Below are 20,675 nucleotides of genomic sequence, written 5' to 3' on the forward strand. Positions count from 1 at the left end.
CCACGGATGGGTGAGTTCGAGCTGATCCGTCGCTACTTCGCCTCCGCCGCCTGCGCGGCGGGTGGCGAAGGCATCGCCCTCGGCATCGGCGACGACTGCGCCTTGCTGCAGCCCGCACCGGGCGAGCAGCTGGCCGTGTCCACCGACACCCTGGTGGCCGGCGTCCACTTTCCCCAGGTGTGCGATCCCTTCCTGCTGGGCCAGCGCGCCCTTGCCGTGTCCGCCAGCGACCTGGCCGCCATGGGCGCCGCGCCCCTGGGCTTCACCCTGGCCCTGACCCTGCCCGCTGCCGATGCCGACTGGCTGCAACAGCTGGCCACCGGCCTCGACGCCATGGCCCGCCGTTGCGGCCTGGCCCTGGTGGGTGGCGACACCACCCGTGGCCCCTTGAGCATGACCCTCACCGTGTTCGGTCGCCTGCCGGCCGGTGCCGCCCTGCGGCGTTCCGGTGCCCGTCCCGGCGACCTGCTCTGCGTGGGCGGCAGCCTGGGCGATGCCGCCGGTGCCCTGCCGCTGGTGCTTGGCCAGCGGTCGGATGAAGGCGCCGAGGCCGCCGCCCTGCTGGATCATTATTGGGCCCCGCCGCCGCAGTTCGCCCTTGGTCTGGCCCTGCGTGGCCGTGCCAGCGCCGCGCTGGACGTGTCCGATGGCCTGCTGGCCGACTGCGGGCACATCGCCGCCGCCTCCGGCGTGGCCCTGTGGCTGGAGGCCGGGCGCGTCCCGCTGTCCCCGGCCCTGCAAGCGCTCTACCCCCACGACCAGGCCCTGGGCCTGGCCCTGTCCGGCGGTGATGACTACCGCCTGGCTTTCACCCTGCCGCCGCACCAGCTCGACGCCGTGCAGGCCGCCTGGCCGGCACTGGCCGTGATCGGCCGTGTCGAAGCCGGCCACGGTGTCTACCTGCTGGATGCCGACGGCCGCGAGCGACCGCAGCCGGCCCAGGGTTACCAACATTTCGGGAGTCACGGTGACTGATCATCCGCAACAAGCGCCGGCCCAGCCGGTCCCGCACTCGGTCTGGCGCAACCCCTGGCACTTCCTCGCCTTCGGTTTCGGCTCCGGCACCCTGCCCAAGGCGCCCGGCACCTGGGGCTCGCTGGTGGCCCTGCCGTTCATCCCGCTGTGGCAGATGCTGCCCGACTGGGGCTACTGGCTGATGCTCGGGCTGACCATGCTGTTCGGCTTCTGGCTGTGCGGCAAGGTCGCCGACGACCTGCGCGTGCACGACCACGAAGGCATCGTCTGGGACGAAATGGTCGGCATGTGGATCACCCTCTGGCTGGTGCCCGAGGGCTGGCAGTGGCTGCTGCTAGGCTTCGTGGTGTTCAGGGTCATGGACATCCTCAAGCCCTGGCCGATCCGCTGGATCGATCGCCACGTGCATGGCGGCGTCGGCATCATGCTCGACGACGTGCTGGCCGGCGTCTTCGCCTGGCTGGCCATGCAACTGATCATCTGGGGCGTCGGCCTGGCAGGCATCTGATCTGAAGGGAGACGGGACGATGCTCCGCAGGTTGCTCGGCATGCTGTCGCTACTGCTGGTTTCACCCGCCTGGGCGGCGGACGGCCATCCGCCTGTGGCGGAGATCGTCATCGCCTCCGAGGTCTGGGCCGGCCACACCAACGCCGATGGCAGCGGCCTGGGCTGGGACATCCTGCGCAAGGTCTACGAGCCCGTGGGCGTTCGCCTGAAGATCCGCAGCGTCCCCTACACCCGCTCCGTGGGGCTGGTACAGCGCCACGAGGCCGATGCCTGGATGGGCGCCTACCGCGACGAGATCGCCGGTGCCGTCTACCCCCGCTGGCACTACGACGCCGACCAGATCAGCGCCCTCGGCAAGGCCGGCGCGCCCGCCCCCAGCCTGCAGACCCTCGGCCGCTACCGCCTGGTGTGGATCCGCGGCTACGACTACCAGCACCAGTTGCCAAACCTGAAGCACTTCGAAGAAATCCAGCGCCGGGGCGGTATCCTCTCCATGCTCGACCTGGACCATGCGGACTACTACATCGATGCCCGCACCGAGATCGACGACGTGCTCGCCCAGACGGCGCATCCGGAGCGTTACCAGGTCACCTTCCTGACCCCGCTCCCGCTCTACGTCGGCTTCGCCGCCACCGAGCGCGGTCGCGAGTTCGCCGCCCTGTTCGACGAGCGCATGACGCGCCTGGTGCAGAGCGGCGAGTTGCGCCCGCTGTACGCCCGCTGGAAGCAGCCCTATCCCTTCGACCCACCGGAGAAGCACCATGCGTCGCCTTGAGCTGTCCTGTCTCGGCCTGTTGCTGATGGCCTGTACCAGCGCCTGGGCCGAGCCCGTGGTGCAGGTGGTGGGGCTGTTCCCCAACGCGGCGGTGATCAGCGTCGACGGCCAGCGCAAGCTGGTGCGGGTCGGCCAGACCGGCCCCGGTGGCGTGCAGGTGGTCAGCGCCGACAGCAAGGGCGCGGTCCTGCGCATCGACGGCGTCGAGCGGCCCTACGCCCTCAGCCGCGAATACAACAGCGCCGCCCCGCCCCCGGGGAGCACCGACGCCGCGGCATCCGCCCCACGCAAGGCGCAGATGAGCATCGCCCGGGGCAACAACGGGCACTACATGGTGGCCGGCTCCATCAACGGCCACCCGGTGCAGTTCATGGTGGACACCGGCGCCACCAGCGTGGCGATGAACGAGAACCAGGCGCGCATGCTCGGCCTCGACTACCGCGTCGAAGGCAAGCCGATGACCGCCAGCACCGCCGGCGGCAACGTGCGTGCCTGGCGGGTGCGCTTCGACCGGGTCAAGGTCGGCCCGCTGGAAGTGCTCGGCGTCGAAGGCGCGGTGGTCGAGGGCGACGCCCCGGTGGACGTGCTGCTGGGCATGAGCTTCCTCAACCAGGTGCGCTGGCGCGAGGACCAGGGCGTGCTGCGCCTGGAGTCCAAGTTCTAGGGGGCGAGCGGAGCCCACCGTCCAAGCCTTTCGATCCTTATCCCCAACTATTCAGTCTGACGGGCCGGCAGACGCTGCTGATACAATGCCGGCCTTTCGCAATCCCAGGAGAACCGTGGTGTCCGTCGTTTTCGTCGCCGCCTCCCAACTGCCCACGCCCTTTGGCCTGTTCACCATGCACGGCTTCCTCGACGAGGAAAGCGGCAAGGAACACGTCGCCCTGACCATGGGCGACATCGCCGACGGCCAGCCCGTGCTGGGGCGCCTGCACTCCGAGTGCCTGACCGGCGATGCGCTGTTCAGCCTGCGTTGCGACTGCGGCTTCCAGCTCGAGGCCGCCCTGCGCGCCATCGCCGAAGCCGGCCGTGGCGTGCTGCTGTACCTGCGCCAGGAAGGCCGTGGCATCGGCCTGTTGAACAAGATCCGCGCCTACGAGCTGCAGGACGGCGGTGCCGACACCGTCGAAGCCAACGAGCGCCTGGGCTTCGGCGCCGACCAGCGCGAGTACGCCTTCTGCCTGCCGATGCTCGAACACCTGGGCATCAGCAGCATCAAGCTGATGACCAACAACCCGCGCAAGGTGAAGGCCCTGGAAGGCTTCGGCATCCGCGTCGCCGAGCGCGTGCCGCTGCAGACCGGCCTCAACCCGCACAACAAGAAGTACCTGGCCACCAAGGCCGGCAAGCTCGGCCACATGCTGGGCAGCCTGCACCAGGGCGAAGTCGAGCTATGACCCGCAGCCAGGTCCGCCGCCTGCTGGCCCTCGAATGGTGGGCGCATCTTGGCGCCGCCCTGGGCCCGCTGTTCCTGGTCAACCTGCTGTTCGGCTCCGGCGACCCGGTGTTTCCCGCCCTGGAGATGCCCCTGTTCATCGCTGCGCTGATCTCCATGTTCATCAGCCTGCCGCTGTTCCGGGGCTACAAGCGCGCCCTGATCGCCACCGAAAAGGCGCTGGACGGCGACCACGAGCGCGAAGCCTGGATCGAGCTGCGCCGGGTGCGCCGCGTCGCCCTGCTGGGTGCCGGCCTGCCCGCCTGGGTGGGTGCCGTCGCCGTGTTCGCCGGGCTCAATGCCGTGGCCCTGGTGCTGCTGGCCCTGAGCAGCGCCGTGGTGCTGTCGCTCTACCGCATTCCCCGCCAACTGGCCTGATGCACCGCCTGCTCGGCCTCCTGCTGCTGGGCCTGGTGCTGCCGGCGCTGGCCGATGACGGCGCACGGCGGGTGGTCAGCCTGGCCCCCTCCCTCAGCGAAATCATGCTCGAACTGCATGCCGAGGACCGCCTGGTGGGCGTCCTCGACGGCGGTGAGCGCCCGCCAGCCCTGGCCGCGCTGCCCAGCGTCGGCCACTACGGCCAGGTGCAGCTTGAGCGCGTGGTGGCTCTGGCCCCCGACCTCATCCTGCTCTGGCCCGACAGCGTCGGCGCGCCCATGCAGCAGCGCCTGGAGCAGCTCGGCATCCCCTTGCTGGTGATCGAACCGCGTCGGCTGGACGAGCTGGCGGACGTCTTCGAACAGATCGGCCCCCGGGTCGGCCACGGCGCCGAAGGCCAGGCCCTGGCCCGGCGCTTCCGCGACGGCCTGGCCGAGCTGCGCCAGCGCTACCGTCGCGAGCCGCCGCTGCCGGTGTTCTACCAGGTCTGGGACCACCCGCTGTACACCCTGGGCGGTCGGCAGATCGTCAGCGACGCCCTGGCCCTGTGCGGCGCGCGCAACCTGTTCGCCGACCTCGACCTGCCCGCGCCCCAGGTTGGCATCGAGGCCGTATTGCAGCGCCAGCCCCGCGTCATCCTGGTCAGCGAGCCGGCCCAGGCCGCCGCCTGGCAGGCCTGGCCGCAACTGCCGGCGGTGGCCGCCGGCCAGGTCTGGGCAGTGCCCGACCGGGGCCTGGAACGCCCCAGCTTCCAGATGCTGGGGGCCACCCGCGCGCTGTGCGAACGCCTGGCCCAGGCGCGTTAACGCCTGCTTTTTGGAATCACGGCGAGCAGTTGGGGGGGCAGCCGCCAGGTCGGCGAGCGCCGATTGCTCAAGGTGGGGAAGGTGGCGAAGGAAGGTTCCGCCAGAGGTGAATCACCGGTCCGGCTGCGCCACTAGCGGCGCAGCCGAGTCCCGGGTTACAGCCCCGCGGCCTTCGAAGGGGCCTGCGGGTCCAGCAAGGCCAGGCGCTGGCGCACGGCGGCTTCGATGCCCGCCTCGTCCAGGCCGCACTCGGCCAGCATCTGCGCCGGCTTGGCGTGTTCCACGTAGTAGTCCGGCAGGCCCAGGTGCAGCACCGGCACCTGCAGGTTCTCGTGGGCGAGGAACTCGCTGACGGCAGCACCGGCGCCGCCCATCACGCTGTTCTCCTCGATGGTCACCAGCAGCCCGTGGCTGCCGGCCAGTTCACGCAGCAGCGCCTCGTCCAGAGGTTTGACGAAGCGCATGTCCACCACCGTGGCGTCCAGGCGCTCGCCCACCTGCAGGGCTTCGGCCAGTTGCACGCCGAAGGCCAGCAGGGCGACGCCGCTGCCGCGACGACGAACCACCGCCTGGCCGATCGGCACCGGCGCCAGTTCCGGTTCGATGACTGCGTTGGGGCCGCTGCCGCGGGGGTAGCGCACCGCTGCCGGGCCCTGGAAGTGGTAACCGGTGGTCAGCAGCAGGCGCAGTTCGTTCTCGTCGCTCGGGGTCATCACCAGCATGCCGGGGATGCAGCGCAGGTAGGACAGGTCGAAGCTGCCGGCGTGGGTCGGGCCGTCTTCGCCCACCAGGCCGGCGCGGTCGATGGCGAACAGCACGTCGAGGTTCTGCACCGCCACGTCGTGCACCAGCTGGTCATAGCCGCGCTGGAGGAAGGTGGAGTAGATCGCCACCACCGGCTTCACGCCATCGCAGGCCATGCCGGCCGCCAGGGTCACGGCGTGCTGCTCGGCGATGGCGACGTCGAAGTAGCGCTCGGGGAAGCGCTCGGCGAAGGCCACCAGGTCCGAGCCTTCCTTCATCGCCGGGGTGATGCCCACCAGGCGCGGGTCCTGTGACGCCATGTCGCACAGCCACTGGCCGAAGACGTTGGAGTACTTCGGCCCGGACGGCTTCTTCGGCGCTGCCGGAGCGTCCAGCGGCTCCAGCTTGGTGATGGCGTGGTAGCCGATGGGGTCGAGCTCGGCCGGGGCGAAGCCCTTGCCCTTCTTGGTCACCACATGGAGGAACTGCGGGCCCTTGAGGTCGCGCATGTTGCGCAGGGTGGCCACCAGGGTGGGCAGGTCGTGGCCATCGATGGGGCCGATGTAGTTCCAGCCCAGCTCCTCGAACAGCGTGCCGGGGACCAGCATGCCCTTGGCGTATTCCTCGGTGCGGCGGGCGATCTCCCAGGCGCCGGGCAGGCGCGAGAGCACCTTCTTGCTGCCCTCGCGCATGCTCGCGTAGGTGCGGCTGGAGAGGATCTTGGCCAGGTAGTTGGACAGCCCGCCGACGTTGTGGGAGATCGACATGTCGTTGTCGTTGAGGATCACCAGCATGTCGGCCTGCACGTCCGAGGCATGGTTCAGCGCCTCGAAGGCCATGCCGGCGGTGAGCGCGCCGTCGCCGATCACGGCGATGGACTTGCGCCCCGAGCCCTGCATGCGGGCGGCGATGGCCATGCCCAGGGCGGCGCTGATGGAGGTGCTGGAGTGGCCGACGCCGAAGGTGTCGTACTCGCTCTCCGAGCGGCGCGGGAAGGCGGCGATGCCGTCCTTCTGGCGCAGCGTGCCCATGCGCTCGCGGCGACCGGTGAGGATCTTGTGGGGGTAGGCCTGGTGGCCCACGTCCCAGACCAGCCGGTCGTCGGGCGTGTCGTAGACGTAGTGCAGGGCGATGGTCAGTTCGACCACCCCCAGCCCCGCGCCGAAATGCCCGCCGGTCCGGCCGACGGTATAGAGCAGGTACTGGCGCAGTTCGTCGGCCAGGGTTTCCAGCTCGGCCTCGCCCAGCCGACGCAGCGCGTCCGGCGTCTCCGCGCGGTCGAGCAGGGGCGTGAGCGGGCGCTCGCGGGGAATCTCATGGAACGTCGTGGGCATCAGGCTAATCGTTATGGGTGCAAAAAGATGCGGCAGTTTACCTGATGCCGCTTTGCCTGCCCAAGACATGGCGTCGGATGCCCGGGCGACCCGGCAGCGTCACCCACCACAGGCCCTCGATTCGATACCGGGACACAGCCTTGTAGGGTGGGCTTCAGCCCACCAACGGCAGGCAGCGAGGGCTGAAGCCCACCCCTACAGCGCTGACAAGCGGCGCTACTGCGCAGGAGCGAGCTCTGCTCGCGAAGGCGGCCTACCAAGTATCCACGAACGACCGCTTGCGGCCTTCCGGTGTGGCGGAAGGCGCGGTGGCGTTGAGACCGCGCAGGAGCCAGGCGCGGGTCTGCTCCGGGTCGATGACGGCGTCGATCTCCAGGAAGCTGGCCATGTTGATCGCCTTGCCGTTCTGGTAGGCCTTGTCGACCATCTTGCGGAACAGCCGCTCGCGCTCCCCGGCATCCTCCACGGCGGCCAGCTCCTTGGCGTAGCCCAGGCGCACCGCGCCTTCCAGCCCCATGGCGCCGAATTCGCCGCTGGGCCAGGCGACGGTGAACAGCGGCGAATGGAAGCTGCCAGCGGCCATGGCCTGGGCGCCCAGGCCGTAGCCCTTGCGCAGCACCACGGTGAACACCGGCACCTCCAGCGCGGCGGCGGCGACGAACATGCGCGAGACGTGGCGCACCGTGGCCTGCTTCTCCGACTCCGGGCCGACCATGAAGCCGGGGGTGTCGCACAGCGACAGCAGCGGCAGGCCGAAGGCGTTGCACAGCTGCATGAAGCGTGCGGCCTTGTCGCCGGCCTGGGCGTCGATGGCGCCGCCGAGGTAGGCGGGGTTGTTGGCGATCAGCCCGAAGGGGCGGCCTTCGATGCGGATGAAGGCGGTGATCAGCCCCGGCGCGAAGGCGCGGCGCAGTTCCAGCACCGAGTCCGCGTCGGCCAGGGTCTCGATCAGCGCGCGGATGTCGTAGACCCGCAGGCGGTTCTCCGGGATGGCGTGGCGCAGCGCACGCTGGTCGGCGCAGCGCCACTCCGCCAGGCGGCCCTGGAAGTAGGACAGGTAGCGCTTGGCGGCGGCCACCGCTTCGGCCTCGTCCTCCACCAGGATGTCGATCACCCCGTTGGGCGCCTGCACGGCGGTCGGGCCGACCTCCTCGGCGCTGTAGCGGCCCAGGCCGCCGCCCTCGATCATCGCCGGGCCGGCCATGCCGATGCTGGCGTTGCGGGTGGCGATGATCACGTCGCAGCAGCCCAGCAGGGCCGCGTTGCCGGCGAAGCAGCGACCGGAGACGACGCCCACCAGCGGCACCTGGCCGGAGAGCCGGGCCATGGCGACGAAGGTGTGGCAGTCCAGCCCGGCGACGCCGACGAAGTCCGAGTCCCCCGGCCGGCCGCCGCCGCCCTCGGCGAAGAGCACCAGGGGCAGGCGCCACTGTTCGGCGAGGCCGAGCATGCGGTCGGTCTTCTTGTGGTTCATCACCCCCTGGGTGCCGGCGAACACCGTGTAGTCGTAGGCGATGGTCATGCAACGGGCGGCCTCGGCGCCGAAGGCGTCGGCGTTGACCGTGCCGATGCCGGCCACCAGGCCGTCGGCCGGGCTCTGCTCGATGAGTTCCTCCAGGCTGCGGCGCCGGCGCTGGGCGGCCAGGGCGAGGGCGCCATATTCGATGAAGCTGCCGGCATCGAGCAGGTCGTCGAGGTTCTCGCGGGTGGTGCGCTGGCCGGTCTTGCGGCGCTTGGCCACCGCTTGCGGGCGGCGTTCGTCGCGGGTGATGGCGTGGCGTTCGAGCACTTCCGCGAGGTCGGCGCGGATGTGCGCCAGGTCCAGGCTTTCCTCGCTGGCCACTGCCTCGCCGTCCACCTCCGCAGGCTCCAGGTAGAGCAGCGGCGCGCCTTCGAACAGGCTGTCGCCGGGCTGCACCGCCAGGGCGCGGACGCGGCCGCTGTGGCTGGCCTTGACCACGAACTCCATCTTCATCGCCTCCAGCACCGCCACCGGCTGGCCCAGGGCCACGCTGTCGCCTTCGGCCACGTCCAGGCTCACCAGCACGCCCTGGCTGGGGGCCAGCAGCGGCAGGCAGCCGTGCGGGGCGTCGATGCCGCCGGCCTGTTCGACCTGCGGGGCGGTGCTGCTGACGAACAGGTGCGGGTGGGCGTTGGGCTGGGGCGCCAGCAGCTCGGGCAGGTGGCGTTCGAGGAAGCGGGTGTCCACCGGCGCCGCCAGTTCGGGGCGGCGCAGCAGGTTCTGCAGCAGGTGCAGGTTGCTCGCCACGCCTTCCAGGCGGAATTCGCACAGGGCGCGGTAGGCCCGGCGCAGGGCGGCGGGCAGGTCGTCGGCCTGGACGATCAGCTTGGCCAGCAGCGCGTCGTAGCGCGGGTTGGTGGTGCAGCCGGCGTAGCCGTGGCCGTCCACCCGCAGGCCGGGGCCGCTGGGCGGCTCGTAGGCGCTGATGGTGCCGCCGGCGGGGCGCGTGCTGCCGTCGGCGAGCTGGGTCTCCAGGTTCACCCGCAGCTGCACGGCGACCCCGCGCGGGGCCACCGGCTCGTCCAGGCCGAGGTCCTCCAGGCGGGCGCCGGCTGCCAGGTGCAACTGGGCCTGGACCAGGTCGACGCCAGTGATGGCCTCGGTGATGGTGTGCTCCACCTGGATGCGCGGGTTGGCCTCCATGAACACGAAGTCGCCCCGGGCCGGGTCCACCAGGAACTCGAAGGTGCCCAGGCCCCGGTAGCCCGTTTCGCCGGCCAGGCGCAGGGCGGCGTCGAGCATCCCCTGGCGCAGGGCCGGGGCGAGGTCGACGGCGGGGGCGATCTCCACCAGCTTCTGCTGGCGCCGTTGCAGGCTGCAATCGCGCTCCCACAGGTGGCTGACGCGCTCGCCGTCGCCCAGCACCTGCACCTCGATGTGCCGGGCGCCTTCGATCAGCCGTTCGACGTAGAGGTCGTCACGGCCGAAGGCGGCGCGGGCTTCGGACTGGCAGCGGGCGTAGGCCTCGTCCAGCTCCTCCGCCCTATGCACCGGGCGCATACCACGCCCGCCGCCGCCGGCCAGGGCCTTGAGCATCAGCGGGCCGTGGCTGGCGAGGAAGACGCGGGCCTCCTCCAGTGAAGTGGGGCGGTTGGTGCCGGCGGCCAGGGGCACGCCGCAGCGCTCGGCCAGGGCGCGGGCGCGGGCCTTGTCGCCGAACAGGTCGAGGGCCTCGGGCGCCGGGCCGACGAAGCGGATGCCGACGGCCTCGCACTGGCGCGCCAGCTCGGCGTTCTCGCTGAGGAAACCGTAGCCGGGGTGCAGGGCGTCGCAGCCCTCGCGGCGGGCGATGGCCACCAGCTGGGCGATGTCCAGGTAGGCCGCCGGGCCCTGGCCGGCGAGGGCCACGGCGCGGTCGGCCTTGCGGGTGTGCAGGGCCGCGTGGTCGTCCTCGGCGTGGACGGCGACGCTGTCGATGCCCAGCTCGGCGGCGGCGCGGGCGATGCGGATGGCGATCTCGCCACGGTTGGCGATCAGCAGGCGTGCGAAGGGTCGGTTCACAGCAAGGCTTCCAGTTCGTTCTTCTTGATCTTCCCGGTGGCGGTCATCGGCATCGCCGGCAGCAGCCGCACCTCCGGTACTTTGTAGACGGCCATGGCGTCCTGGCACCAGGCGACCAGGCTTTCCGGCGTCTCCTCGGCGCCCGGCTTGAGCACGATGAAGGCCACCGGCTGCTGCCCGCGCTGCTCGTGGGGGCGGCCCAGCACGGCACTGGCCAGCACGGCCGGGTGCTGGCCGAGCAGCGCCTCCAGCTCGCTGGGGAACACGCTCATGCCGTTGACCTTGAGCATCTCCTTGCGCCGGCCCAGGTAGCGGATGAAGCCGCGTTCGTCGATCACCCCCAGGTCGCCGGTGTGCAGCCAGCCGTCGCGCAGCACCTCGGCGCTGGCCTCCGGGCGTTGCCAGTAGCCCTTGAGCAGCGAGGGCGAGCGCAGGCACAGCTCGCCTTCGCGGCCCAGGGGCAGCAGGGCGCCGCTGTCGAAATCGCAGACCTTGAATTCGGTGCCCGGCACCGGCAGGCCGACGAAGGTGGGTGCCTGGCTGAGGTCGAAGTCGCCGTCCTGCAGGCCGTAGGTGAAGGTGTCGCAGGTGTGGGTCTCGGTCATGCCGAAGGCGAATTCGTAGAGGGTGCAGCCGGTGAGCTGGCGCCAGCGCGCGCGGTAGTCGCGGGTGAGCTTCTTGACGAAGGAGATGGCACCGACCCGGCGCAGGCTGGCGAAGTCGAATTCGCCGACGCGGGGGTGGTCCAGCACCTCGGCGGCGCTGTCCACCAGCAGGCCGCAGTGGCTGACGCGGTAGTGCTGCACGGCGGCCATGAAGGCTTCCGCATCCCAGCGGGTGAGCAGCACCAGGGCGCAGCCGGCGTAGACCGGGAACAGCAGGCCAGCGTTTTCCCCGGCGATCCAGAACTCGGGGAGGAAGTTGAGCATCACCGACTGCGGATCCAGCCCGAGGGCCACCGGCACGAAGCTGGCGCAGGTGTAGAGCATGTCGCCGTGGGTGTGGATGCAGCCCTTGGGCAGGCCGGTGGTGCCGCCGGTGTAGTTCAGCGCGGCGGCGTCTTCCAGGCGCGGCTGGTGGCTGGGCGTCGGCGCCTGGCAGGCGGCCAGGGCGGGGTAGAAGTCCAGGCAGTCCTCGGCGCTGGCCTTGGGCGCCAGCAGCAGGTCGGGCAGCGGCAGGCTCGGCGTGGCCGGGCGCAGTTCGCCGAGGCTGGTGGCGATCAGCAGGCGCACCGGGGTTTCCGCCTGCACCGCGCGCACCACCGGCAGCAGCTGGTCGAAGCACAGCAGCACGGCGGCGCCGCTGTCGTTGAGCTGATAGGCCAGCTCCAGGCCCTTGGACAGCGGGCTGACCGGCGCATAGAGCGCGCCGCACTTGAGGATGCCCCAGAAGGCGATGTGCAACTGCGGGCAGTTGGGCAGGAACACCGCGACCCGGTCCCCCGGCACCACGCCGCGCTCCACCAGCAGAGCGGCGAAGCGGTCGCTCAGGCGGTCCAGCTCCGCCCAGTCCAGGCGGTGGCCGTAGAAGTGCACGGCGGCGGCCTCGGGCTGGCGCCGCGCCCATTCGCGCAGGTACTCGGTGAGCGGGCGTTCCCCCAGCGGGTACTGGGGCGTACGGGGCAGGCCCTGGGGCCAGGCGAGCTTGCGGCGCTCGGCGAGCGCCTGCAGGTAGGCGTGTTCGTTCATGGGGCCTCGCTAGGGTTTGTTCTTGTGGTGCGGGGTCCGGGCATCCTAGGCAGCCCCCCGGGGCGTGGGAACTGATGGTTGTTCATTCACGATCATGAATCTGCTGCATGGTTGGCCAGGGTGGCGCTAGGGTGCCGTGCATGACCGGTGCAGAGGGGCGGGCACCCTCCGTGAGCGTGGAGGCGCAACCATGAATAAGGAACATGAATGGCCAGCCCTTGGCCGTGTTGATCTGAACCTGTTCCGCGTCTTCGACGTGATCCACCGCGAACGCAACCTGACCCGCGCGGCGGCGGTGCTGCACCTCAGCCAGTCGGCCATCAGCCACGCCCTGGCGCGCCTGCGCGAGCAACTGGGGGACCCGCTGTTCATCCGCGAGGGGCGCGGCGTGGCCCCCACCCCGGTGGCCCTGCGCCTGGCCCCGGTGGTGAGCGAGGCCCTGGCGCTGCTGCAGGGCGGGGTGGACCGGCTGCAGCAGTTCGACCCGACGCGGGACTCGCGCACCTTCATCCTCAACATGCCCGAGCAGCTGGAGCCGCTGCTGCTGCCGCCCATCGTCGCCGCCCTGCGCCCGCACCTGCCCCGGGTCGGCGTGCGCAGCACCAGCGTGCGCTGGGGCGAGCTGAAGCTGGAGATGGCCGCCGGGCACATCGACCTGGCCGTGGAGGTGGCACGCCCGGCGGATGCCGAGCTGCGCCAGTGCCAGTTGCTGCGGGAGCCGCTGCGGGTGCTGGCCGGCCCGGCCTTCGTCGGCGAACTGGACGCCGAGCGCTACCTGGCGGCGCGGCACATTGCCGTCACCTCGCGGCGGCGCAGCATCTCGGTGGAGGACCTGGCCCTGGACAGCCTCGGCCTCTCGCGCCACGTGGTGCAGCGCTGCCAGCACTACCTCACTGCCGCGCAACTGGCCGCCGGCAGCGACGGGCTGCTGACCGTGGCCGCCGCCTACTGCCCGATGCTGACGCGCATCGCCCCGCTGCGGGAGTTGCCGATGCCGCTGCCCCTGCCGCCGGTGACGCTGAACCTGTACTGGCACGAACAGGCGGCCGGCGAGCCGGGCAACCGCTGGCTGCGCGAGCGCTTGCTGGCCCAGCTCGGCGAGGGGCTTGCCGCTCCGCAGGTCCTCGCGTATCAGTAGGCGCCTTCCTCCGGAAAGGACTCGCCATGAACGAGCTGCTGCACAGCCTGGACTGGGTGCTGCCCCTGCGTAGCGACGCACTGACGCCGCTGATGCGCTTCTTCACCCTGCTGGGCTACGAGAAGTTCATCCTCTTCTTCCTGCCGCTGGGCTACTGGGCCTGGCAGCGCACGGTGTTCTTCCGCCTGCTGGTGCTGGTAGCGGTGACCGCGCTGCTCAACGCCTGGCTCAAGGACTACTGGCAGGACCCGCGCCCGGACATTGCCCTGCGCATGGACCACGAGGTGGGCGAGAGCTTCGGCCTGCCCAGCGGCCACGCGCAGCTGTCGGTGGTGCTGTGGTTCTGGCTGGCGCTGGAAGTGCGCCGCCTGTGGTTCTGGGGCCTGGCCTGCGTGCTGGTGGCGGGCATCCTGTTCAGCCGCCTGTACCTGGGCGCCCACGACATCGAGGACCTGCTCGGCGGCAGCGCCCTGGGCCTGGCGACCCTCGGCCTGTTCGCCCTGGCCAGGCGCTGGCGCTTCTGGCGCGAGGGTCCGGCGCTGGCCCACCTGGCGCTGGTGGTGGCGGTGTCGGCGGCCTTCGCGCTCACCTGGCGCGGCGAGCCGCCGAGCTACGTACCGTTGCTGGCAGGGCTGATGCTGGTGGTGATCATCGGCTACCGGCGCGTGGGGTTCAGCGTGGCGGTGCCGCTGTGGCGACGGGTGACGGCGGCGGTGCTCGGCGCGCTGGCCTTCATCGGCCTGCAGTGGGGGTTGAAGCACACGGGGCTGGCGCTGCACCTGGAAGGCCCGGCCTGGCAGGCTTTCCGTGGCCTGGCCATCGGCACCTTCGTCGCGGTGCTGGCGCCCTGGGTGCTGGTGCGCCTGGGCCTGCTGGCCCCTGCGCCGGCACGGGACGAGGCGCCGGCCGACGCCTTGCCCCGCGCCGCCTGAGCCCTCAGGCGCTGCGTTCCACCCGCAGCGGGTAGGCCGAGCGCTCGCTCTCGCCCTTCTCCGGCAGCACCGCCAGGATCGACGCGGCCTTCGCCTCCAGGCGGTACCAGAGCCCGCGCGGGACCACGTAGAGCGAGCCCGCCGGCAGGGGCTCGCGTACCAGCCCGATCACCGCCAGCAGGCTGATCTCCATTTCACCTTCCAGCACCTGCAGCAGCGCATCGCCCTCGGGGTGGCGCTGCCACGGGCCTTCGCCGTCCAGGTGGCCCAGCTGCACCGTGGCCGGGCCCGGCTGGAAGGGCGCGACCGGCTGCAGCTCGGCACAGGCCGGCGCGAAGGGGTGGGGTTTGGGGATGCCGTCGAGCACGGCCTGGATGGGGATCGCTTTCATGGGGGCCTCCCGGTGCGTGGGTCCGGGGACGTTAGCAGCCCGGATGCCTCGGACGTTTCTGAAAGACCTGTACGGCCAGGCGATGCCGTGCCCTCCACCGCCTGGCCGTCAGTGCATTTCAAGCACCCGTCAGAACAACGCCAGGCTGTAGGTGAGGAAGACCCGGTTCTGGTCGACGTCGGTGCTCGCCTGGCTGCGCAGGCTGGCGTTGCGCCAGGTGATGCCCAGGCCCTTGGCCGGCCCGGCCTGCACCACGTAGGCCAGGGTGAAGTCCCGTTCCCACTCGTGCAGGTGCCCGCGTTCGGAGCGGATGCCGCTGCCCTTGAGGTAGGCGACGTTGCTGGTCAGCCCCGGCAGTCCCCAGGTGCCGAAGTCCAGCCCGTACTGGGCCAGCCAGGTGCGTTCGCCGGCGCGGGCGAAGCTGTTCAGCTGGCGGTCGGTGATGAGGTAGACGTCGCTGCCGTTGCCCTGGTTGGGCTGGATGAAGTGGCTGTCGCCGCTCAGGCGCTGGTAGCCGGCGCCGAGGGTGTGGGCGCCGAGGCTCCAGCTGAACAGGGCGCTCCAGGCACGGTTGTCCACCCGCCCCCGATGGGCGCCGCTCTCGCCGTTGCCGGGGCCGTAGTAGCCGGCGGCGGTGTAGCCCTCGGCGCGGCCGCTGCGGCTGGCGTTGCGGCCCGTGGCGCGGGTGTCGAAGTGGCGCAGGTCGGTCTTCAACGTGCCCAGGGGCAGCGCCTGCTCGTGGTTGAGGCCGACGAAGTGCTGGCGATAGAAGTCCTCCAGCTGGCCCAGGTAGTACTGCACCTGCAGTTGCTCGGTGACCTGGTAATCCAGGCCGAGGAAGTCGAAGGCGTCGCTGTGGCGGGCCGGCGCGGCGCTGACGGCGTTGCCGGGCTTGCGCGGGCTGTTGGCGCCGTTGATGGAGAGGTCGTCGCGGTGGCTCTGGGCGCGCCCCGTGGCCTGGCGCAGGCGACCGGCCAGCAGGGTGAGATCGTCGAACTCGCGCACCGTCAGCTGGGCACCTTCGAAGGTCTGCGGGAGCAGGCGCCCGTCGTTGGCCTTGATCACCGGCAGGCGCGGGATCAGGGTGCCGCCCCGCGCCTCGCTGGCGCCGACCCGCAGCTTGGCGGTGAGCCCGAGGCTGCTGAATTCGTCGCGGGCGCGGCCGTCGTGCTCCAGGGGGAACAGGGCGCTGGGGGTACGGGCCTGGTCGGCCTTGCCGGCGCGGCCACCGCCGTCCAGGCGAAGGCCGAGCAGGCCGATGGCGTCGAGGCCGACGCCCACCGTGCCCTCGGTGTAGCCGGACTGGTAGTCCAGGCGCAGGCCCTGGCCCCATTCCTCGGTCTGGCCGGCGTGGCCGTCGCGGTTGTCCTGGTTGAAGTAGAAGTTGCGCAGCGACAGGGTGGCGTGGCTGTCGTCGAGGAAGCCGCCCGCCTCGGCCAGGCCCAGGGTGAGGGCCAGCGACAGGGCGAGGGGAAGGCGGAAATGGATGGCGGTCATGGCGTGTCCTCCTTGTGACCTCGGGCGGTTCAGGCCTGGTGCAGGCGTTCCAGGGCCTGGCGGTGCAGCTGGGGATCGCCGGCGGCCAGCACGCTGCTGCCGGAGCCAAGGCCGAGCGGGCGGCCCTGCCAGTCGCTGATCACCCCGCCGGCGCCTTCGATGACCGGCACCAGGGCGCAGTAGTCCACCGGCGCCATGCCGCCGCCGTCGGCCACCAGGTCGATGCGCCCCCGGGCGAGGTTGGCGTAGGCGCTGCAGGCGGCGCCGTAGAGGCGCCAGCGGGTGGCGTCACGCAGCCGGGCGAAGGCTGCCAGGTGGGTGTCCGGCAGGCTTTCCGGGTTGCTGCTGGCCAGCAGCGCGCGGGCCAGTTCTGTGCAGGGGCGGGTGCGCACCGGCTGGCCGTTGAGCCGGGTGGGCTCGCCTGCGACGCCGACCCAGCGCAGGCCGGCGATGGGCAGGTCGACCACCCCCAGCACCGGGCGCCCGTCGCGGCACAGGGCGATCAGCGTGCCGTATACCGGCACCCCGGCGATGAAGGCCTTGGTGCCGTCGATGGGGTCGAGCACCCAGCTGTATTCGGCGTCGCGCTGGTGGTCGGGGTACTCCTCGCCCACCACGCCGAAGCTGGGCGTGTGGCGGGCGATGGCCTCGCGCAGTTCACGCTCGATGGCGCGGTCGATGGCGGTGACGGGGCTGGCGTCGTCCTTGTCCTCGAAGGGCTGGCCGTCCTCCTGGGCGGCCTGCCAATGGGCCTGCAGGCGGGCGCGGGCGAGGTCGGCGAGGTGTTCGGCGGTGGCGCGGTGGTGGTGGGCGGTCATGTCCGGCTCCGTGTCAGAGGGCTTTGTCGAGGCCCTTCCAGGCGCTGAGGAAGGCGTCGCGGCCGGCGATGGCGGCCTGCTCGTCGGTGGGGAAGACGGCGATGTCTTTCAGCTCCGGCAGCTCGACATGGGCGCTGACCTCGATGTCGCTGCGGCTCGGCCGGCGGTAGGCCTGCTCCAGCAGGGCGATCTGGGTGTCGCGGCTCAGCAGCAGGTCGTAGAGGCGCTTGCCGGCCTCGGGGTTGGGGCCGTTCTTCACCAGTACCAGGGCCTCTTCGGTGACGAAGGTGCCGTCGGCGGGGTAGACCAGGCGGATCTCCCGCTGGCCGCCGGCGACATAGGCGTAGGCGTTGCCCTCGAAGGTCAGGCCGACGGCGTATTCGCCCTGGGCCACCTGGTTGAGCACGGCGCTGGAGTTGCGCGAGACCACCAGGTTGGCGGCCAGGCGGCGGAAGTCGTCCTCGCCCAGCAGCTGGCGCAGGCCCCAGAGCGCGGTGTAGGCGGTGGAGGTGGCAGTGGGGTCGCCGACGATGATCCGCCCCTTCCAGGCCGGGTCCAGCAGGTCGCGCCATTGGGTGGGCTCCTTGAGCCCGCCGAGCTGCTTGCGGTTCACCATCATCACCACCACCTGGATGTTGGCGGTGCTCCACAGCTGCTGCGGGTGCTGGTGGGCCTCGGGGATGGCCTGGGCCTGGGGCGAGCGGTAGGGCGCGTAGAGCGCGGTGAAGGCGCCCAGGGTGTTGGGCTGGGAACTCCAGAACACATCGGCCCGAGCGGCCTGGCCTTCGGCCTCGATGCGCTTGAGCAGCGCGGCGCTGGAGCCGTTGACCACGCCGATCTTCAGGCCCGGGTCGAGGCGCTGGCCGCTGTCCAGCAGGGCCTGCACCGCCGAGTCGTTGTTGGTGGTGTAGAGCACCGCCTGCTCGCGGGCGAGGGCGGGTTGCAGCAGGTTGAGGGCGAGGGCGGCCAGCAGGGCGGGCAGCCGGTGCTTCCAGGTGGCGTTCATGGCGAGTCCTTCCTTGCGGTTCAGAAGACCTTGATGCGGAACACCCGGGTGGCGATGACCACCGGGACGAGGGTGAGCAGGACCAGCACCAGCCCGTAGGCCGCCGCCTGGCCCTGGAGGCCGGTTTCCACGAGGCGGAAGACCTGGATGGTGATGGTCTCGCGGCCGGCCGAGTACACCACCAGCGAGGCACTCAGCTCGGCGACGATGGTGGTCCAGGTGAGCACCGCCGCGGCGGCGACGGCGGGCGCCATCAGCGGCAGCACCACCTTGAAGAAGGAGCGCAGCGGCGGCACGCCGAGGCTGATGGAGGCCTCCTCGATGGAGTCGGGGATGTTGTAGAGGGTGGCCGAGGCGCTGCGAACGCCGAAGGGGAAGCGGCGGACGACGAAGGCGACCACGATGATCGCCGCCGTGCCGCTGAGGGCCAGCGGGCCGCTGTTGAAGGTCATCACCAGGCCGATGCCGAGCACCGTGCCGGACATGGCCAGGGGCAGCATGGCGAGGTAGTCGATGGCCGGGGTGAGCAGGTTCTTCTTCTTGATCACCAGGTAGCTGATGACCACGCTCAGCAGGATGCCCACCAGGGTCGCCAGGGCGCCGTAGGCCAGGGTGTTGAGGATGGGTTCCGGGCTGCGCAGCAGGACCCGCTCCAGGTTCTCCAGGGAGAACTGGCCCCAGTGCATCACCGGCCCCCGCGAACGGGTGAAGGCGCTGGCCAGCACCGTCAGCAGCGGCAGCGAGGAGAGCAGGATGAACAGCGCCGTGGCCGCGCCCAGCAGCGCACCGCGCACGCCCCGCAGGCGCTGGGCCGGGGCGCTGCGGCCCTGGACGATCTCGTAGCGCTTGCGCCCCACCAGCCAGCGCTGGAGGAACAGCACCCCGGCGACGATGGCGATGGACAGGGTGGCCAGGGCGCTCTGTAGGCCGGCGTTGGTGCCCATTTCGGAGACGAAGCTCAGGTAGGTGAGCACCGAGAGCAGTTGCACCTTGCCGCCCAGCAGAGTGGCGATGGCGAAGTTGCCCACCACCAGGGTGTACACCAGCAGCCCGGAGGCCAGCACGGCGGGCAGCACCACCGGCAGCATCACCTGCAGGCGCGCCTTGGCCGGCGGCACGCCGAGGCTCTGGGCGGCTTCTTCCAGCTGGGCGTCGAAGCCGCGGATGGCGGCCAGGGTGCCGAGGTAGATGTAGGTGTAGTAGACCAGGCTCATCACCAGCACCAGGCCGGGCCAGCCGTAGAAGCTGGGCAGGGTGAGGCCGAGGTGGTCCTCCAGGGCGCGGGTGAGCAGGCCGTTGTTGCCGAGGAGCATCAGCCAGGTCTGGCTGACGATCACCTCCGGGACCACCAGGGTGCACACCGGCAGCACCGCCACCAGCGCCTTGCCGGGGAAGTCGAAGCGCGCGGTGACATAGGCCAGGGAGACCCCGAGCACGCTGGCGCAGCCGGTCACCAGGGCGCCCAGCAGCAGGGTGTTGCCGAGGGCGCGCAGGTAGCGCGGCTCGTCCAGCAACTGGGCCCAGCCGCTGCCGCCGGCACCGGCCACGCTGCCGTGCAGCAGGTTGGCCAGGGGCCAGAGCAGGAACACCAGCAGCAGCCCCAGGGCGAACAGGGCGAGGAGCAACCAGGGGGAGGGCAGGCGCCGGTTCATTGGGCCACCACCCGGAGCTGTGCGGGGTCGAACTCCAGGCTCACCGGCTGGCCTTCGTGGAAGCCGTCGCCGTCGGTGCCGAAACGGTCGACGCTGAGCTGCTGGGCGTCGGCCAGCTCGATGCGGTAGCTGGTGCGGTTGCCCAGGTACTGCTTGCGCCGCACCTGGCCGGCCAGGCAGTTGCCGAGGCTCTGCCCGGCGGGGCGCAGGCGGATGCTTTCCGGCCGTGCCACCAGGTGCACCTCGGGCACGGGCAGCGTCGTCTCGGCCCGGGCCTGCAGGGGCTGGCCGGCCACCAGTACGCGGATGCCGTCGTCGCCGGCCTGCTCCAGCACCCGTGCGGCCAGCAGGTTGGCCGAGCCGATGAAGTCGGCGGCGTAGGTGCTGGCGGGGGACTGGTAGATGGCCTGGGGGCTGCCCAGTTGCTCGATGCGGCCCTTGCGCATCAGGGCGATGCAGTCGGAGAGCGCCAGGGCCTCTTCCTGGTCGTGGGTGACGAAGACGGTGGTGATGCCGATCTCCCGCTGCAGGTCGGCGATGGCGGCGCGGATCTGCAGGCGCAGCTGGGCGTCGAGGTTGGACAGCGGCTCGTCCATCAGCAGCACCTCGGGCTCGATGGCCAGGGCGCGGGCCAGGGCCACCCGCTGCCGCTGGCCGCCGGAGAGGGCGGCGGGGTGGCGCTCGGCGAAGCCGCTCATGCCGACCCGCTCCAGGTATTCGCCCACCGTGCGGCGCAGGGTCGCCGTGTCGGTCCGGCGGGCGCGAAGGCCGTAGGCGACGTTGTCGAACACGGTCTTGTCGGGGAACAGGGCGTAGTCCTGGAAGACCATGCCGATGCCCCGGCGGTGGGCGGGGACCTGGGTCATGTCGACGTCGCCGAAGGCCAGGCGCCCGCCGCTGGGGCGGATGAAGCCGGCGATCACCCGCAGCAGGGTGGTCTTGCCGCAGCCGCTGGGGCCGAGCAGGGTGAAGAAGCTGCCGTCGGGGATGTGCAGGTCGAGGCCGTCGATGACCCTGATCCCGCTGCCGTAGCTGACGTCCAGCTGGCTGATGCTGATGGATGACATCGCAATTC

18 protein-coding genes are annotated in these 20,675 nt (G+C 71.1%); 9 read left to right on the forward strand and 9 right to left on the reverse strand.

Translation table 11 applies throughout. From position 1 onward, the window contains the following. Positions 1-6: 6 nt before the first annotated feature. The 7 genes from thiL to PotMrB4_RS04265 all read left to right on the forward strand — a co-directional run bounded on the left by thiL (position 7) and on the right by PotMrB4_RS04265 (position 4,877). Positions 7-975 (forward strand): thiamine-phosphate kinase, encoded by a 969-nt coding sequence (gene thiL, locus PotMrB4_RS04235; protein ID WP_172432604.1) that lies wholly within the window; start codon positions 7-9, stop codon positions 973-975. Further along, positions 968-1,483: a phosphatidylglycerophosphatase A family protein gene (locus tag PotMrB4_RS04240; RefSeq protein WP_044402499.1), complete on the forward strand. Its 516-nt coding sequence runs from the start codon at positions 968-970 to the stop codon at positions 1,481-1,483. The genes thiL and PotMrB4_RS04240 overlap by 8 nt, the downstream gene beginning before the upstream one ends. A gap of 19 nt (positions 1,484-1,502) precedes the next feature. Then, positions 1,503-2,258 (forward strand): type 2 periplasmic-binding domain-containing protein, encoded by a 756-nt coding sequence (locus PotMrB4_RS04245; RefSeq protein ID WP_172432605.1) that lies wholly within the window; start codon positions 1,503-1,505, stop codon positions 2,256-2,258. Next, a complete protein-coding gene (locus tag PotMrB4_RS04250) occupies positions 2,245-2,922 on the forward strand; it encodes a retropepsin-like aspartic protease family protein (protein ID WP_044402492.1) in 678 nt (225 codons plus the stop codon). Before PotMrB4_RS04245 ends, PotMrB4_RS04250 begins: the two co-directional genes overlap by 14 nt. 118 nt (positions 2,923-3,040) lie before the next feature. Further along, positions 3,041-3,655 (forward strand): GTP cyclohydrolase II, encoded by a 615-nt coding sequence (ribA, locus tag PotMrB4_RS04255; RefSeq protein ID WP_069561510.1) that lies wholly within the window; start codon positions 3,041-3,043, stop codon positions 3,653-3,655. Further along, positions 3,652-4,071 carry an MFS transporter gene (locus PotMrB4_RS04260; RefSeq protein ID WP_074972826.1) on the forward strand — a complete coding sequence of 140 codons (420 nt, stop codon included), beginning with the start codon at positions 3,652-3,654 and terminating at the stop codon, positions 4,069-4,071. Before ribA ends, PotMrB4_RS04260 begins: the two co-directional genes overlap by 4 nt. After that, positions 4,071-4,877, forward strand: coding sequence for a cobalamin-binding protein (locus PotMrB4_RS04265; protein WP_172432606.1), 807 nt, complete (start codon positions 4,071-4,073; stop codon positions 4,875-4,877). The genes PotMrB4_RS04260 and PotMrB4_RS04265 overlap by 1 nt, the downstream gene beginning before the upstream one ends. A 155-nt stretch (positions 4,878-5,032) precedes the next feature. On the opposite strand, the gene dxs is transcribed toward PotMrB4_RS04265, so the two are convergent. The 3 genes from dxs to PotMrB4_RS04280 all read right to left on the reverse strand — a co-directional run bounded on the left by dxs (position 5,033) and on the right by PotMrB4_RS04280 (position 12,166). After that, a complete protein-coding gene (gene dxs / locus PotMrB4_RS04270) occupies positions 5,033-6,955 on the reverse strand; it encodes a 1-deoxy-D-xylulose-5-phosphate synthase (protein WP_044402481.1) in 1,923 nt (640 codons plus the stop codon). 253 nt (positions 6,956-7,208) lie between these two features. Next, positions 7,209-10,478 (reverse strand): carboxyl transferase domain-containing protein, encoded by a 3,270-nt coding sequence (locus PotMrB4_RS04275; RefSeq protein ID WP_172432607.1) that lies wholly within the window; start codon positions 10,476-10,478, stop codon positions 7,209-7,211. Continuing rightward, positions 10,475-12,166, reverse strand: a complete 1,692-nt coding sequence (locus PotMrB4_RS04280) for an AMP-binding protein (RefSeq protein ID WP_172432608.1) — start codon at positions 12,164-12,166, stop codon at positions 10,475-10,477. Before PotMrB4_RS04280 ends, PotMrB4_RS04275 begins: the two co-directional genes overlap by 4 nt. 190 nt (positions 12,167-12,356) lie before the next feature. Between PotMrB4_RS04280 and PotMrB4_RS04285 the strand changes: the two genes are divergently transcribed. Together PotMrB4_RS04285 and PotMrB4_RS04290 are read left to right on the forward strand one after the other, a co-directional pair. Then, positions 12,357-13,304, forward strand: a complete 948-nt coding sequence (locus PotMrB4_RS04285; protein WP_142012337.1) for a LysR family transcriptional regulator — start codon at positions 12,357-12,359, stop codon at positions 13,302-13,304. A gap of 26 nt (positions 13,305-13,330) precedes the next feature. Further along, a complete protein-coding gene (locus tag PotMrB4_RS04290; RefSeq protein WP_172432609.1) occupies positions 13,331-14,236 on the forward strand; it encodes a phosphatase PAP2 family protein in 906 nt (301 codons plus the stop codon). 4 nt (positions 14,237-14,240) lie between these two features. On the opposite strand, the gene PotMrB4_RS04295 is transcribed toward PotMrB4_RS04290, so the two are convergent. The 6 genes from PotMrB4_RS04295 to PotMrB4_RS04320 all read right to left on the reverse strand — a co-directional run bounded on the left by PotMrB4_RS04295 (position 14,241) and on the right by PotMrB4_RS04320 (position 20,667). After that, on the reverse strand, positions 14,241-14,627 hold the full coding sequence (locus PotMrB4_RS04295) for a cupin domain-containing protein (protein ID WP_052807525.1): 387 nt from the start codon (positions 14,625-14,627) through the stop codon (positions 14,241-14,243). A gap of 129 nt (positions 14,628-14,756) precedes the next feature. Beyond that, positions 14,757-16,124 (reverse strand): OprD family porin, encoded by a 1,368-nt coding sequence (locus PotMrB4_RS04300; RefSeq protein WP_172432610.1) that lies wholly within the window; start codon positions 16,122-16,124, stop codon positions 14,757-14,759. A 29-nt stretch (positions 16,125-16,153) separates the two neighbouring features. Further along, positions 16,154-16,942 carry an inositol monophosphatase family protein gene (locus tag PotMrB4_RS04305; RefSeq protein WP_172432611.1) on the reverse strand — a complete coding sequence of 263 codons (789 nt, stop codon included), beginning with the start codon at positions 16,940-16,942 and terminating at the stop codon, positions 16,154-16,156. Positions 16,943-16,955: 13 nt separating this feature from the next. After that, positions 16,956-17,948: an extracellular solute-binding protein gene (locus tag PotMrB4_RS04310; RefSeq protein ID WP_172432612.1), complete on the reverse strand. Its 993-nt coding sequence runs from the start codon at positions 17,946-17,948 to the stop codon at positions 16,956-16,958. A 20-nt stretch (positions 17,949-17,968) separates the two neighbouring features. Further along, positions 17,969-19,600 carry an ABC transporter permease gene (locus tag PotMrB4_RS04315; protein ID WP_172432613.1) on the reverse strand — a complete coding sequence of 544 codons (1,632 nt, stop codon included), beginning with the start codon at positions 19,598-19,600 and terminating at the stop codon, positions 17,969-17,971. Continuing rightward, positions 19,597-20,667: an ABC transporter ATP-binding protein gene (locus PotMrB4_RS04320; protein WP_172432614.1), complete on the reverse strand. Its 1,071-nt coding sequence runs from the start codon at positions 20,665-20,667 to the stop codon at positions 19,597-19,599. Before PotMrB4_RS04320 ends, PotMrB4_RS04315 begins: the two co-directional genes overlap by 4 nt. Between the last annotated feature and the right edge of the window lie 8 nt (positions 20,668-20,675).

The sequence above is a fragment of the Metapseudomonas otitidis genome (assembly GCF_011397855.1).
GTDB lineage: Bacteria > Pseudomonadota > Gammaproteobacteria > Pseudomonadales > Pseudomonadaceae > Metapseudomonas > Metapseudomonas otitidis.

Excerpts from the sequence above, each read along its gene's own strand:
- thiL (WP_172432604.1), top strand. The coding sequence starts at position 7 with ATGGGTGAGTTCGAGCTGATCCGTCGCTACTTCGCCTCCGCCGCCTGC.
- PotMrB4_RS04245 (WP_172432605.1), top strand. The coding sequence starts at position 1,503 with ATGCTCCGCAGGTTGCTCGGCATGCTGTCGCTACTGCTGGTTTCACCC.
- PotMrB4_RS04250 (WP_044402492.1), top strand. The coding sequence starts at position 2,245 with ATGCGTCGCCTTGAGCTGTCCTGTCTCGGCCTGTTGCTGATGGCCTGT.
- PotMrB4_RS04260 (WP_074972826.1), top strand. The coding sequence starts at position 3,652 with ATGACCCGCAGCCAGGTCCGCCGCCTGCTGGCCCTCGAATGGTGGGCG.
- PotMrB4_RS04265 (WP_172432606.1), top strand. The coding sequence starts at position 4,071 with ATGCACCGCCTGCTCGGCCTCCTGCTGCTGGGCCTGGTGCTGCCGGCG.
- dxs (WP_044402481.1), bottom strand. The coding sequence starts at position 6,955 with ATGCCCACGACGTTCCATGAGATTCCCCGCGAGCGCCCGCTCACGCCC.
- PotMrB4_RS04280 (WP_172432608.1), bottom strand. The coding sequence starts at position 12,166 with ATGAACGAACACGCCTACCTGCAGGCGCTCGCCGAGCGCCGCAAGCTC.
- PotMrB4_RS04285 (WP_142012337.1), top strand. The coding sequence starts at position 12,357 with ATGAATAAGGAACATGAATGGCCAGCCCTTGGCCGTGTTGATCTGAAC.
- PotMrB4_RS04290 (WP_172432609.1), top strand. The coding sequence starts at position 13,331 with ATGAACGAGCTGCTGCACAGCCTGGACTGGGTGCTGCCCCTGCGTAGC.
- PotMrB4_RS04295 (WP_052807525.1), bottom strand. The coding sequence starts at position 14,627 with ATGAAAGCGATCCCCATCCAGGCCGTGCTCGACGGCATCCCCAAACCC.
- PotMrB4_RS04300 (WP_172432610.1), bottom strand. The coding sequence starts at position 16,124 with ATGACCGCCATCCATTTCCGCCTTCCCCTCGCCCTGTCGCTGGCCCTC.
- PotMrB4_RS04305 (WP_172432611.1), bottom strand. The coding sequence starts at position 16,942 with ATGACCGCCCACCACCACCGCGCCACCGCCGAACACCTCGCCGACCTC.
- PotMrB4_RS04310 (WP_172432612.1), bottom strand. The coding sequence starts at position 17,948 with ATGAACGCCACCTGGAAGCACCGGCTGCCCGCCCTGCTGGCCGCCCTC.
- PotMrB4_RS04315 (WP_172432613.1), bottom strand. The coding sequence starts at position 19,600 with ATGAACCGGCGCCTGCCCTCCCCCTGGTTGCTCCTCGCCCTGTTCGCC.
- PotMrB4_RS04320 (WP_172432614.1), bottom strand. The coding sequence starts at position 20,667 with ATGTCATCCATCAGCATCAGCCAGCTGGACGTCAGCTACGGCAGCGGG.